At 48.3% G+C, this 14,297-nt stretch carries 11 protein-coding genes; 3 read left to right on the top strand and 8 right to left on the bottom strand.

Translation table 11 applies throughout. The annotated features are described in order from the left end of the window. Nucleotides 1-126: 126 nt before the first annotated feature. On the top strand, nt 127-1,128 hold the full coding sequence (locus ACPYIV_RS06565) for a malate dehydrogenase (protein ID WP_293734059.1): 1,002 nt from the start codon (nt 127-129) through the stop codon (nt 1,126-1,128). A 130-nt stretch (nt 1,129-1,258) separates the two neighbouring features. On the opposite strand, the gene ACPYIV_RS06560 is transcribed toward ACPYIV_RS06565, so the two are convergent. Genes ACPYIV_RS06560 through ACPYIV_RS06540 form a run of 5 tightly spaced genes read right to left on the bottom strand, consistent with a single transcriptional unit; the run spans nt 1,259 to nt 7,938 of the window. Beyond that, nucleotides 1,259-3,751 carry a prolyl oligopeptidase family serine peptidase gene (locus ACPYIV_RS06560; RefSeq protein ID WP_425886181.1) on the bottom strand — a complete coding sequence of 831 codons (2,493 nt, stop codon included), beginning with the start codon at nt 3,749-3,751 and terminating at the stop codon, nt 1,259-1,261. 13 nt (nt 3,752-3,764) lie between these two features. Further along, on the bottom strand, nt 3,765-4,349 hold the full coding sequence (locus ACPYIV_RS06555; RefSeq protein WP_321781255.1) for a class I SAM-dependent methyltransferase: 585 nt from the start codon (nt 4,347-4,349) through the stop codon (nt 3,765-3,767). After that, on the bottom strand, nt 4,346-5,155 hold the full coding sequence (gene ispE / locus ACPYIV_RS06550) for a 4-(cytidine 5'-diphospho)-2-C-methyl-D-erythritol kinase (protein ID WP_299362785.1): 810 nt from the start codon (nt 5,153-5,155) through the stop codon (nt 4,346-4,348). Before ispE ends, ACPYIV_RS06555 begins: the two co-directional genes overlap by 4 nt. A gap of 11 nt (nt 5,156-5,166) precedes the next feature. Then, nucleotides 5,167-6,609, bottom strand: a complete 1,443-nt coding sequence (locus tag ACPYIV_RS06545) for an MFS transporter (RefSeq protein WP_425886180.1) — start codon at nt 6,607-6,609, stop codon at nt 5,167-5,169. A gap of 21 nt (nt 6,610-6,630) precedes the next feature. Next, complete coding sequence (locus ACPYIV_RS06540; protein ID WP_300761969.1) at nt 6,631-7,938, bottom strand: bifunctional folylpolyglutamate synthase/dihydrofolate synthase; 1,308 nt, start codon at nt 7,936-7,938, stop codon at nt 6,631-6,633. A gap of 87 nt (nt 7,939-8,025) precedes the next feature. Here ACPYIV_RS06540 and ACPYIV_RS06535 point away from each other — a divergent pair, with 87 nt between their 5' ends. Further along, nucleotides 8,026-8,283, top strand: coding sequence for a TIGR03905 family TSCPD domain-containing protein (locus ACPYIV_RS06535; protein WP_293734065.1), 258 nt, complete (start codon nt 8,026-8,028; stop codon nt 8,281-8,283). Here ACPYIV_RS06535 and ACPYIV_RS06530 read toward each other — a convergent pair. The 3 genes from ACPYIV_RS06530 to ACPYIV_RS06520 all read right to left on the bottom strand — a co-directional run bounded on the left by ACPYIV_RS06530 (nt 8,273) and on the right by ACPYIV_RS06520 (nt 11,451). After that, nucleotides 8,273-8,956: a response regulator transcription factor gene (locus ACPYIV_RS06530; RefSeq protein ID WP_425886179.1), complete on the bottom strand. Its 684-nt coding sequence runs from the start codon at nt 8,954-8,956 to the stop codon at nt 8,273-8,275. The two genes, ACPYIV_RS06535 and ACPYIV_RS06530, sit on opposite strands and share 11 nt — an antisense overlap. A gap of 5 nt (nt 8,957-8,961) precedes the next feature. Beyond that, entirely contained in the window at nt 8,962-10,395 is a 1,434-nt protein-coding gene (locus ACPYIV_RS06525) for a sensor histidine kinase (RefSeq protein WP_425886178.1), read from the bottom strand. Between the two features lie 75 nt (nt 10,396-10,470). Then, a complete protein-coding gene (locus tag ACPYIV_RS06520) occupies nt 10,471-11,451 on the bottom strand; it encodes a linear amide C-N hydrolase (RefSeq protein ID WP_293740318.1) in 981 nt (326 codons plus the stop codon). A 255-nt stretch (nt 11,452-11,706) separates the two neighbouring features. On the opposite strand from ACPYIV_RS06520, the gene ACPYIV_RS06515 reads away from it, so the two are divergent. Next, nucleotides 11,707-14,082: a TonB-dependent receptor domain-containing protein gene (locus ACPYIV_RS06515; protein ID WP_425886177.1), complete on the top strand. Its 2,376-nt coding sequence runs from the start codon at nt 11,707-11,709 to the stop codon at nt 14,080-14,082. Nucleotides 14,083-14,297 lie beyond the last annotated feature (215 nt).

Genomic DNA, 14,297 nt, shown 5'->3' with positions numbered 1-14,297 from the left:
AATGATGTACAAGAGGTATGGAAATCTTTTATCTTTGCAGACGAAAGGAAAAATAAGGTTTGCAAGCGAACTTTATAGTTGCCGGGAGTGTTTTATAAAAAGACATACATTAAAAAACAATACAATATGAAAACATTGACAGACGAAAAGCTCACGATCGTAGGGGCAGCAGGTATGATTGGTTCAAACATGGCTCAGACAGCCATCATGATGGGACTTACTTCTAACATTTGCTTGTATGATCCGTACGCTCCGGGTTTGGAAGGAGTAGCAGAAGAATTATTCCATTGCGGTTTCGAAGGCGTTAATATCACTTTTACTTCCGATATCAAAGAAGCGCTGACAGGGGCCAAGTATATTGTAAACTCCGGTGGTGCCGCCCGTAAGGCCGGTATGACTCGTGAAGACTTGCTGAAAGGAAATGCCGCCATCGCCGAAGAATTCGGTAAGAATGTGAAGGCTTATTGTCCGGATGTCAAGCATATCGTAGTTATTTTCAATCCGGCTGACATCACTGGCTTGATCACATTGTTGTATTCAGGTTTGAAACCTTCGCAGGTGACGACTTTGGCAGCATTGGATTCTACCCGTCTGCGTAGCGAACTGGCTAAACACTTCGGTGTATCTATGGATGTTGTAGAGAACTGCCGTACATACGGCGGCCACGGCGAGCAAATGGCTGTTTATGCTTCTACAGCGAAAGTGGATGGCAAACCGTTGGCAGATATAATCGGCACGGATGCCTTGACAAAAGACCAGTGGGCTGAAATCCAGACGAAGGTAACGAAAGGTGGCGCCAATATCATTGCTTTGCGTGGCCGTTCTTCTTTCCAAAGCCCGTCTTATGTCTCTATCGAAATGATTGCTGCCGCTATGGGTGGTAAACCGTTCCGCTGGCCGGCAGGCGCTTATGTCTCCAACGGCAAGTTCGACCATATTATGATGGCTTGGGAAACTTCCATTACAAAAGACGGTGTGGCACTGAAAGAGGTAAAAGGCACTCCGGAAGAAGAAGCCGCTTTGGAAAAGAGCTACAAGCATCTTTGCGCGCTGCGCGACGAAGTGATCGCAATGGGTGTTTTGCCTCCGATCTCCGAATGGCATGCATTGAATCCGAATATTAAATGAAAAGTCAAAAAGACAGGTAGAAAGATTTAGGTTATCAGATAGTAGGTTTTAGATATTTATTTTAAGGAGTATGTCAAAAGGGCTTTTCGTCCCTTCCCTGACATACTCCTTTTTTACATTTATAACGCCGTTATAAATGTCTTTCCGGATAAAGCGCATCCCACCACTGCGGTTCGTCCTTCAGGTATTTGGCAAACCAGGCAAAGATGGTGTTTTGCCATTCGAGACGTTTCTTGTAATCCGCTACTCCGTGGTTTTCACCGTCTACTTGTACGAACTCGACTGTTTTTCCAAGTAGTTTCAACGCCAGGAACATCTGGATACTTTCTCCGATGGGCACGTTCGTGTCGGCATTCCCGTGAAGCAAGAGGAGAGGCGTTTTGATCTTGTCGGCATTGAACAGCGGACTGTGCTTGGTATAGAACTCCGGGTTATTCCATGGGTAAGTGCCCGTATTGGCAACCGAGCAATATCCATATCCCCAATAACCTTCACCCCAATAACTGCTCAGGGCACTGATGCCCGCATGGCTGACAGCTGCCGCAAACAGGTCGGTTTTTGTTTGCAGATACTGCGTCATAAAGCCTCCGTAGCTGGCGCCGGCACAACCGATCTTCTTCGGGTTGACAAACGAATGTTCTTTGCAGAACTGTTCTGTCCCCTGGATGATTTCATCGGCGGTCTTATCTCCCCAGGCGTTAACGTGGCGGGCGGCGAACTCTTGTCCGAAGCCGGTCGTACCGCTTGGGTTCAGGGTATAGACCACATAGCCGAGGGCGGCATACATATGCATGGAGTAGCTGAATTCCAAAGCGCGGTTAGTAGGAGAAGTCCCGCCGTAGTAATAGACGATCATCGGGTATTTCTGGGATGCGTCGAAGTTGGGCGGAAGATAATAGCGGCCCTGGATGACAGTCCCGTCGGCAGAGGTGAAGTTCCAGTCGCGGACTTCCCCGAACTTGATGTCTTTCAACTTGTCGGCCGACAAATCGTAAATCAGTTGCGTCTTGTTGCTCTTGGTGTTGTAGCTGTACAGGCGGTTGGCGTTGGAGACGCTTTGCCCGTAGTAATACATGACCGGAGCGGCTTCGGCCAGCGAATAGTTGTAGATGACGTCTTCCGGCAGGTCGAGGCGGCGGATCTTCCCGTTGGCCGGGTTGCAGGTATAGACACGTTGGTAATCCTGGTCTTCCGTCAGCATATAGATCTGTCCGTCGAATTTGCTCCATTCTGCATTCGTGACGTTCGGATTGAAGTCTTTGGTAAGCGCTTTTGCCTTACGCGTTGCCGGATCGTACAGGAAAAGCTGTCCGTCGTAGGTGTTGGATATCTGCCCCTCTTTGATGTTCAGCCCGATATTGTCGAAAGCATTGCCGGAACCGAACACCATCAACTGCTTGCCGTCCGGCGAGAAGTTCGCCCCGTTGATGTATTTGGCTTTTTCCCATAACGTGTCGATCGCCATCGTCTGCAAATCCAGCTTATACATGGAATTGGCGGAGTGGGGCAATGAAGTATAATCCTGTTCGCTGGTACTGAACAGCAGGTAACGGCTGTCGGCACTGACATCATGGATAAAGGTATTGTTGTGTCCGTACGTCAGCTGCTCGTATAAACCGGACTGAATGTCGTAGCGCCAGATGAAATAACGGTCACGGAAACCCGGCAGGCGGTCGTTCGGTTCCAGTATACGAAGCATATCCGGCCCGTCTTTAGGCCCTTCCTCCTGGATGGTGTAGAGCAATGTCTTTTCATCCGGCGTAAAGCTGAAACTACCTTCCGGCAGGTTCTCCGCCAAGACTTCTTCCAGCATGGTTGCCGGATCGACTGCCACCAGCTCCTTGCCGTTCATCCCTGTACGGGTGAAATACATCTTGTTGCTTGTGGGCATCCAGTCGGCAGTCAGGATAAAGCCTTTGTCCTGCAATAAAACCCGTCCGGTCGCCGCATCCCGTAGTTGGGCGTATTGTTCGCTTTTCCCGCCTTCCAGCCGGGTATAATATTTCACCAATACATATTTCCCGTTAGGCGAAATGCTCGTTCCCCTGAATTGCGTCCCTTCCAGGATATCGCGCGACGTGTACCGTTTTTCGGGATTGAGGGAAGCAACGACCTGCGCCTCCTCCTCGCTCTTGAACTGGGCTGTCAGCGTGGACGGGCAAGTATCGGTTTCCGCAGTCAGGTATTTGACCACCACTTCATAGCGGTGCGGTTCGAGGGTCAGCTCGGAAGTGGCACCGACCGGTTTATTGTTGACAAACACGTCGAACGTACCTGGCCCGGAAACTTCCAGCGACCCTTTTGTATAGCGGTCGCTATTGAGGTAGAACGAATAGAGGTGCAAAGCATATCCCTTGCCGGAAGCCGGGACGGTGACCAGTCCGGCGGTGTCCGCATCGACGACGGCAGCATTGCTGAAGGCGCGGTCGAAAGGAATAGTCGATTTGACCAGGTTCTTTGCCTCGAAAGGCTTGCCATTGACGTTCAGGCTGTCTGCCAGGATGGGCTTGTTGACCGCTATCGGCCCGGCATAAAGATACTGCATCACTTTTACGTCTTCCGCCGCTTGTGTGGCGAAGGCTGAAAAGAGGAGTAACGGGATAAGTTTAATTTTCTGATTCATATATTGTGTATATTTAGAATGTCTGTTTGCGGGTGGCGCTGATCATATAGAGCCGGTCACTGTCTTCCATCGCGCCGACGGTGAAGAAGGGTGACAGCATACGGGCCAGCTCTTCCACGGGAGGCAATCCTTCCGAGAGCTTTCCGGCGTGCTTGTCATGATGCCCGTTGATCTTGTCGCGGCTTTCGCTGTGGCAGACCACCAGTTCGCCACCCGTTGGCAACAGGCCGGCGAGGTGTGAGATCAGTTTCTCCGGTTCCCGGAAATGGGGGAAAACACTGTAGGCAATGATATAGTCGAACGTCTCTCCCTGTATGTCCCATACGTCCTGGCAACGGAAGTCGACGACCGGCGTCGCATATTTGCTCCGTGCCCTTTCGATCATCGCCGGCGACAGGTCGACACCGACAATCTGCCGAGGCGAATGGGGCAGGAGGTAGCTCTCCAACACACCGGTTCCGCACCCGATATCCAGTATGCGTAATCCTTTCCTAAGCCCGGTCTTTTTCAGGATATCGTTCAGCTTTTCGGGATCATGGTAGCAAAGTTCGTCCCATCTGTCGGCAAGGGTGTCGAAGAAGTCCGCCACCCGGTTCATGGCAATTGTCCCTCCCAGACAAAACACCCTGCGAACAGGCCTTTGAGGTCGGTCGCCTCTCTGAACAAGCCGAACACGGAAGAACCGGAGCCGGACATGGCGGCATATACGGCTCCCTTTTCATACAGCTTGTCTTTGATCTCGGCAATGGCCGGATGTTTCGGGAAGACGCTCTTCTCAAAATCGTTTATCATCAGTTGTCGCCATTCGTCGATCGGTCTCCGGATAATTTCTTTTAGGGAAGTTTCCGGGGCCTCGGGCGTCACCATCGAATAGGCTTCGGGAGTCGAGACGGCCACGTCCGGCTTGACGAGACAGAGGTGGTAGCCTGCCAGTGACAGCTCCACAGGCTCGAATATATTGCCTGTGCCGGATGCGAACACAGGCGTGTTGCGGATGAAAAACGGACAATCCGCCCCGATCGAGGAGGCCAGTTGCTCCAATTCATCCTCCGGGATATGAAGCACGCAGTAATCATTCAGCAGTTTCAGCATAAAGGCGGCATCGGCCGACCCTCCGCCAAGCCCGGCCCCGAAGGGAATGGCTTTCAACAGGTGGACTTCCAGTCCCGGGATTTCATACCGGGACTTCAACAGATTCAGCGCTTTGACAACCAGGTTCTTTTCCTCCGGAGCATCTACCGGAATCCCTGTTTGCGTGAAAGAGAAAGTCCCGGCTCTGACTATTTCCAATGCATCTTTTACCGGGATCGGATAGAAAATCGTTTCGATATTATGGTAGCCATCGGGACGTTTGCTTACTACATTCAGCCCCAGATTTATTTTGGCATTAGGAAAACAGATCATATACTTCTTTTTTATCTTTGTCCTTCGCCAATCATCTCTTCTGCAATGACCAGATCCGCATCCTTCTGGATGTTAGGCAGTTCGAGGCCATAACCTTTGATGCGGTCTTCGCGTTTCAGCAACAGGGAGATCACAAGTGCCAGAACGCCGAAGCAGGTGAAGATCAGCATCGGGATCGTATAGTCGTACGTCGGCTTGCCGTTGATCTCTCCGGTAATGCAATATTTATCCAATACGATACCGATCATATACGGAACACCCATCAATCCCCAGTTCTGAACCCAGAAGATCAGCGCATAGGCTGTTCCCAACTTGTTTTCCGGGATGATCTTCGGAACGGAAGGCCACATGGCCGAAGGAACCAGCGAGAAAGCGATACCCAGCAAAAGAATCAGTCCGAGGGCGATCAACCAGTTGTCCAGCATCGGGATGGAGAACATACTATGGATGAATATAAGCATTACGGAACCGATAATCATGATGGTAGCCCCTTTCCCCTTGCGGTCGTAAAGGTTGCCGAAGAACGGCGTCAGCAGGATATTGCCGAACGGCAACAATGCCGGGATTACGCCCGACCATTCGGGATCGATTCCGAATTTATTGATCATCAGGTTCGGTGCATATTTCAGGAAGGGGAAAACGGCCGAATAAAATAAAACGCAAAGGAGCGCCATGTACCAAAAGCCCTTCAACGTGATAATATCCACGATATCGCCGAAACGAAACGGTTCTTCTGCTTCTTCCTCTCCGGTGGCGTCGGCGGCATCTTCCGCATCGCGTTTCTTGTCCATGACAACGAATACGATGAATGACAGCAGCCCGATGCAAAGCAGAATCAAACCGATGAAGATCGGCATGCTGATGGAGTTGCCGAACGCACGGCTCAACAAAGGCGTAACACCGATTGCCAAACCAGTACCGATACGGGCACAAGCCATTTCCAGCCCCATTGCCAATGCCATCTCTTTGCCTTTGAACCACTTTACGATGATCTTCGAAACGGTGATACCGGCAATCTCGACACCGACGCCGAACAAGGCGTAACCCAGCGAAGCGATCACCAGCGGATATCCGTATTCCGAACCGAAAATAGTAACGGTTGCACCGTCGAAGTTGTGCGATATACCGAGCCATTTAATAAACACGCCGACAAGCATGATGCTGGTTGCCATCAGACCGGTGAAGCGTACGCCCATCTTGTCAAGGATCATACCTCCGAAGATCAGCATCAGGAAGAATACGTTGAACCAGCCGTAGGCACTGGTAAATTTGCCGTATTCATTGGCAGACCATCCCAGTCCGCCGCCTTCGACAGGAGTTTGTAATAAGTCTTGTAGCGGAGCCATCATGTCCGTGATGAAGTAACCGCAGAGCATAGTGAATGCGACGAGCGCCAGAACGGACCATCGCGCCGTCTTCGATTCGCTCAGTTTTCTCTGAATTTGTTTTGTCATGATATTTGTTTTTGAATTATGTTATTCGTTTTCTTTGAGGAACAGGGGCAGGGCGTCTGCAACGATGAAGGTGCTGCCGCCGATAAAGATCATATCGTCCTGTCCGGCACGTGCCAGTGCCTTTTCGATTGCCGAAGGTACGGAATCGCAGACTACGCCCGACAATCCGTGGCTTACGGCCAGCGCGGCAAATCCTTCGGCCGGCATTGCCCGCTGTACGGATGCTTGTGTGAAGAAATAGAATGCCTCTTTCGGCATCAGCTCCAATACGCTGTTGATGTCCTTGTCGTTTACCATGCCGACGATCATATAGAGATGCTTATGGCGTTTCAATTCATCATCCAGCTGGATTTGCAGATATTGCCATCCCCCGGCGTTGTGTCCGGTATCGCATACGACTTTCGGGTTTTGCTGCAAAACCTGCCAGCGTCCCATCAGTCCGGTCAGTTCGACCACATGTTCGAAGCCTTCCCGTATCGCTTCGGCCGGAATATCCACACCGGCAGCCTTCAATAAGTTGATCGCCCCCAATACGGTAATTGCATTCCTGAACTGTACGACGCCACCCAGTTCTCCAAATAGCTGTCCATATTCCGCAGAGTCCAGATACCATTTGCCCGTATCCATCAGATAGGACTCTTTCAGCAATCCTTCATCCTGCGCGAAATAAACCTGTGTGCCGGCTTTGACAGCGGCGTCTGTAAAGACGCGTGCCACACTGTTGCGGTCTACCTCGCCGACTAATGCCGGAACGTCCTTTTTAATGATTCCGGCTTTCTCGAAAGCGATCTTTTCGACCGTATCTCCTAAGAACTGCGTATGGTCTAAGCTGATATTCGTAATGATGCTCAGGATAGGAGTGATGATGTTGGTACTGTCCAGACGGCCACCCATGCCTACTTCGATAACGGCATAGTCCACCTTCTCGGCACGGAAATAGTCGAATGCCATGCTGGAAGTCAGTTCGAAGAAAGAAGGTTGGAGAGGCTCGAAGAAGGAGCGGTTGCGTTCCACAAAATCGATCACGTATTCGCGTGGTATCTTTTGGCCGTTTACCCGGATGCGTTCGCGGAAGTCGATCAGGTGCGGGGAGGTGTAAAGCCCGACTTTGTATCCCGACCGGCGCAGGATGGCGGCTAACAGGTGGCTGACGGAGCCTTTGCCGTTTGTGCCTGCTACGTGTATGGTCTTGTATGCTTTATGCGGATTGCCTAAATGGTCGTCCAGCGCGATGCTGGTCCCCAATCCGGGTTTGTAAGCTGAAGGTCCGGCATTCTGAAAAACTGGAATACTGGTATATAGATAGTGTAGCGTCTCTTCGTATGTCATGCTGTTGTTATTTATATTTCGCAAAAGTAGTCAAATTTATTTATACCTTTGCGCCTCGTTAATAAAAATAGAATAGAAGGGATTGAAATGAATAAACAACGTGTAGCCTATACTCCGACCGGCGGAGTATGTTCTAAAATGATGATTATCGACTCGGAAGACAACGTAATTACAAATGTACAGATCATTGGCGGTTGCCAGGGAAATACACAAGGTTTGTCCAGGCTGCTGGAAGGTATGGAAGTCGGCGATGCGATCCGACGCCTGGAAGGTATCGATTGTCGCGAACGCGGAACTTCATGCCCGGACCAACTGGCACAGGCATTGAAGCAGATCAGTCGATGATCAGTTTATAGCCGATCCCGCGGACATTCAGTATCTTGATCGATTCGTCTTTCGACAGCTTATGCCTTAATTTGGTGATGAATACATGCAGGCTGCGGGCGTTGAAGAACGAATCGTCTCCCCAAAGTTCCATGAGAACGTCTTTCATGGGCAGTACATGGTCTTTGTTTTCACAGAGGCGTTTCAGTATCTCGGATTCCCGGTTGCTTAGCAATTGTTTTTCTCCGCAATGCTGAAGCGTTTGGGTGATGAAATCGAATGTATATTGTCCGAGTGTGAAATTGTTGCTCTCTTCCTTGCGGACGGTTATTTTGTTTAATAACGCTTTGATGCGGACGATAAGCTCCGCCATGCCGAACGGTTTTTTCAGGTAGTCGTTGCCGCCCAGTTCGAAACCTTCCACCACATCGTTGGCAGCGGAGCGGGCGGAAAGGAAAAGGACCGGTATCTGCTGATCCGTCTTCCGAATATGGCGTACCATTGTGAAACCGTCGATTTTCGGCATCATGATGTCTGTGACGATGATGTCCGGTTTTATCTCTTTATAGCGCGATAATCCTTCTTCGCCGTTAGCTGCGAGGAGCACTTCGAATTCTTCACCATCCAGGGTGTCTTTTATAATCATGGCGAGGGTCGGCTCGTCTTCTACTAATAATACTCTGATCTTATCCATTGTCGTTAGTTTTTGAAATGAAGGGTGAAAGTGGAACCTTTCCCCGGCTGGCTTTTGACCGTCACGGTTCCGTTATGTTTGGACATCATATCGCTGACATAATACAGGCCAAGGCCGAAACCTTTCACGTCATGCAGGTTGCCGCTGGGTACGCGGTAGAACTTATCGAACACCCTCTTTTGGTTGGCTTCACTGATGCCGATCCCTTCGTCTGTGACCGATAGAGTCGTCTCTTTGGGTGACACCGTCCCTTTGAGGGTGATGCGGCAGGCCTTCTCACCGGAATATTTGACGGCATTCCCGATCAGGTTGCTGAGCATATTATACAGATGGGTACGATCGGCTGTTACGGTCATATCCTCCGGTATCTCTGTCGTGATGTCGATGGGTTTATCTGTTTTCAGCTTGAATTGTTCGATAAGCGGAGTCAGCAGCTCTGCTACCTGTATTGTTTCGGGACGAAGGCGGAAAGTGCTTCTGTTCTCGACGGACAGAGTCAGGATTTGTTCGACCAGGCCGGATAAATGGTTCAGTTGCTCCCGCACGATATTCAGATATTTCTTTTGCTTCTCGTTTGTCGTATTGCTGTAGTTCAGCAATACATCGTTGGCGGCATAGGCAACGGAGATCGGGGTTTTCAGCTCATGCGTCATATTGTTGGTGAAATCCGTTTTAAGTTCCTCTACTGTTTTTTGCCGCAGGATCGTGTAGAGCAAATAAACGAAAGCGACCAGGATAATCATAAAAAGCAGGAGAGATGAAATCAATATGCCTGCCATCTGCCGGAATACAACCCGGTCGGGGGATTGGAGTTCCAGATCGTAGTAATATTGTTCCGGCTCGATCACATGAGTGAAACGGACGGCGCTTTTCCATGATTCTCCTTTTCCGGAAGCATCCGTATAGGTATATAGTACGGAGTCTTTCACTCCTTGCCGGATTACCTGCAAACGGTATGGGACCGTAATGCCCCGTTCCTGTAGCCCGTTCTTTAATAAAGTATTGAATTGTGCGTAATTGGCTGGAAGTAACGTGTCTATCTTTTGATGCATGAGAATCTGCACGTCCCTTTCCAGCGTCCCGATCATTTGCAAGTACTCATTCAGCGTTTGGGCTGCCTCCATATATTGAATTGTCGAACTTGACGATGATATCGTCATGCTATCCGGGGAAAGGGAATCCTTTCTCTTTTCCGTGTCCTGGCTAAAGTTGAATTGGGGATTTATCTGGCCGTGAAAATTGTTTTTGCTCAGGGAGTCCAGACGCAGGAACAGTTCCATATAGTCGGCCATCCACATGGCTTCCTCTATATTGTCCCATGTGCTTTTCTTACTGGACACATATAAGCCTTTCAGCCAGTACCCTTGTGAAATCGAGAGCCCGGCAAGCGAAAGGCAAATAAGCGCAGCTATTATCTTAAATCGGAGGCGCGTTTTCATATCCTTTTATATTTGCGACAAAAGTATATGTTCCGATTCATTTATTGCGAATCCGGTAAGACTAAATAACACAAACTAATCCTTTACTCCCATAAACCTGAAAGGTTGTGACGGTTTAAAGTCTTTGGAAGCATTCCCATGATAGGTTTCACCGTTGGCTATGGATAGTTTAAGGACGGGTGCACCTTCTGACAAATCCATATCGCATAACCTCACCCAAAATGTATTCGGAGTCAGGCTCGATTCGAAAAAATAAATCAGGTTCTTGCTTTCAGATACCGTCCTCCATTGCGTAGTGGAGATTTCGGGGCTTTCGGGTGTCGATATACCGTAGGGGACAGACGCGTTACGGATCACGCTGAATACACTGGCGATTGCTATCCTTTCGTCATCTGTTTTAGGTATTGCGTTAATATAAAAGCTCGCTCTGGCAAAACGGTCGGCTGCACGGTTCGTTCCCGGAAGGAATACCAATCCGCCAATCGATTTCCAATATTCACAAAGAGCCAACTGTTTATTATATGTAGGGGAGTTTGTCATCACATTATATTCCTTGCTATGGTAAACGGTCAGTTTGCCACCTATATATTCGAATACGGCACAGTCGCCTGTTGCATCCGAAATGGATAAATGTAATGTCGCCAAACGGGAACCGTCCGGCATCCTGTCCGATACCACCTGGAATGTATCTTCATCGATAAAGGAGACTGCTTCTTGGACCGTGGCAAAATTGTCCAGCATATATTGTACCCATATCGTAATGGCAAGCCCCGGTTTATTTTTGTCCCTGGCCGGATATTGGGCTTCAGGCAGCCAAAGCAAATTGGCGACCAGGCCTTTCTCGTTCATGCCGTCGGTGCTGGCAATCTCAAAGGCGGAAGTGACCACGCTGCCGTATTTGGATTTCCATTGTAATGAATTATCGCCGGTTTCTCCGTTACGCTCCATTCCCCGTGGGAATATCCACAGGTTGCTATGCATTTCGGTCTTCCAGTCCATTGTGCGGCCGGTTGCCACCATTCCATTTGTTCCTGAATATACTACTCTTGTACACATAATTTCCAGCTTTTAATGAGTTGTCTTGATACATTTGATTATATATCAACAGTTTGGAATCCTTTAATGTTTACTCTCTTTAAATCGGCTTCCGGTAATTTAATAAATACACGGGAGACGTTATTGTTACCGGTCTTATTATTCCTTGTTCAATTGTTGGCGATAATACTAAATAACACTCCGTAAGCGAGTGATAACACAGTTTCTCCTTTGAAGTCTTTTCCTTTGCAGTGTTGATTAAAAAAACGAACAAAGATGAAACGAATACTTTATTACTCTCTGGTTTTACTTGCTTCCGGTAATGGGATGTTACAAGCGCAGAATTGGATTCATGGAAAAGTGGTTGATAAAGGAGAACAACCGGTAGACGGAGTGGCTGTCGTGTTGCAAACATTGGATTCTACTTATATAGATGCGGTCGTTACGGATAGTCTCGGGACATTTATGCTGAACAAGGATGCCGGCCGGAACTATCGTTTGTTGTTCCAGCATCTGTTGTACGAGCCGGTTTGTAAAGAAATCTCGACTGCTGATGCCGGTACGATAAGACTGACTGAAAAAGATTATGAACTGGAAGGCGTTGTCGTAAAAGCCGAACGCCCGCAGGTCAAAGTGGAAAACGGCGCTTTGAAATACGATGTGCCCCAATTGATGAAGGACAAAGCGGTCAGTAATGCATTCGAAGTGGTGAAGCAGATACCCGGCGTGATCGGAAATGACGATGCCGTCCAATTGTTGGGAGCAGGCAGCCCGAGTATTGTGATCAATGGGCAGTTGACGACGATGTCGGTCGACCAGTTGGTGGGTTTGTTGAAAACCATTCCTGCTTCCCGTGTCAGCAATGTAGAGATTATGTATAATGCTCCTGCCAAATATAATATTAAAGGGGCCATGATCAATGTCGTATTGGACAAGGAAACAACCGGAAATAATTCTCTGCAGGGAGAGGTCGGAGCTGATTATTTGCAACGCCATTACGCAGAAGGGAAAGCACATGGTAATTTGCTTTATTCGACATCCCGCCTTAATGTGGACTTTTTAGTCAACGGTTCTAAAGGCCGTAATTATATGGGAGAGGAGATTCTGGCACGTCACACCCTGAAAGACCAGATAACGGAAATCAACCAGTCGGGACATGGCATCCGGCATGGCATGGATGGTACTATGCGCTTGGGTGTGGATTATACTTTTAAGAATGACGACAAACTGTCCGCCGCTTATTATCTCACAGCCGGTAAATCAGATATTGAGCGGGTGGCTGCAACAACCTTCCAGGTATTACGTTCCGGACAACCGGCAGAAGAACGCTTTAGCCGTACATACATAGAAGGAAACAGTGCGCTGCATAATGTACGTATCCAGTATGACGGGCATTCCGGGCTTATGGCGGGGGCAGACTTTACGCGTTACCGTTCACCCGGTTTTCAGACTTTTATCGATCAAAGCCATGAAGAGACCGTAACGGATATGCAGAATAATTCCAAACAAAATATTTCACAAGGAGCACTATTTATTAACCATAGCCACACTTTTGAAACCGGGTGGGCGCTGAATTACGGTGTCCACGGCGGTTTCACCTCTTCGAAAACCTATATCGACTATCTTTATAATAAAGGTAACGGCTATGAATCGGCTCTTGATGAACTTGAAAATAACCGTCAGAAAGAATATAGTGGGAATGCCTTTTTGGAAGTATCTAAGAATTTTGGTTCCCGCTTTTCTGTGACCGCTTCTCTGAAAGCTGAATATTTTAAATCCGATTATACCTCCAATGGCTTTAAGTCCACACTTTGGAATGACTGGACTTTATTTCCGGATGCGACGCTCAGTTATACGATCACCCCGATGCATATCCTGCAGTTGAATGTAAGTAGTGATAAGACCTATCCGTCTTATTGGGATATAACCCCACAGGCAAGCCCGATCAATTCTTATTCCGTAATCCTGGGTAACCCTTCCTTGAAGCCTTACCGTTCCTATAGCGGCCAGTTGCTTTATATATTGAAGCAGAAATATACGATCCTCGCCTTTTGTGATTATGTCCCTGATTATTTTGCCCAATTGCCTTATCAGAATACGTCGGAGTTGAAAAATGTATTCCGGTATGAGAACATGGACTATCAATTACAATTCGGGATGGGAGTGATTGTTCCTTTCCGTGTCGGTGAGTTCTGGAACAGTCAGGTGACTTTATTAGGCTTGCGTATGCAGGAGAAGTTGGATCATTTTCATGATGTATCTTTCCATAATGAGAAATACACCGGGCAGTTCAAGATGGATAATACGTTTACCCTCTCCAAATCCCGGCCGAATTTGAAACTGGATTTGAATGGCTATTTCGTTACCGGAGCTGTGCAGGGAATCTATGATCTCGGTTATCTCTATGATGTGTCTTCGGCATTGAAATGGCAGTTTGCCGACGATCGTGCCACTCTGATTCTGAAATGTAACAACATTTTTCGCAGCAATATGCCTCATACGATGGAAATCAACCAGTCCGGCCAATATAGCCGCCTCTGGAAACTGGACGACCAACGTTGTGTAACGGTTTCTTTTGTCTGGAAGTTCGGCGGCTACAAGAAGAAACAGCATGAAGCAGTGGATGCTTCCCGATTCGGCAAATCGATGTGATCTGCTCGTTTGACATTAAGATAGGGAAAAGAGGGTTTTTACTACCAAACTGAATGTTAAAAAATATTACCCTTGCGGGTAATTTCAAATAGATGGGGTACTAATTCGATTTTCATGGGATAGTGCTGTCTTTTTGATAAAAGACAATTCAGGATGTATTAGTAGGATTCTCTTTTGCAAGGCTCGGAGAACCGGATAAAAAGTATTACTTTTGA

Origin of the sequence: Parabacteroides vesiculifaciens (assembly GCF_049860805.1) — a bacterium.
Lineage (GTDB): Bacteria > Bacteroidota > Bacteroidia > Bacteroidales > Tannerellaceae > Parabacteroides.
The sequence above is the reverse complement of the archived record's forward strand: the minus strand, read 5'-3'. Positions and strand labels throughout refer to the sequence as shown.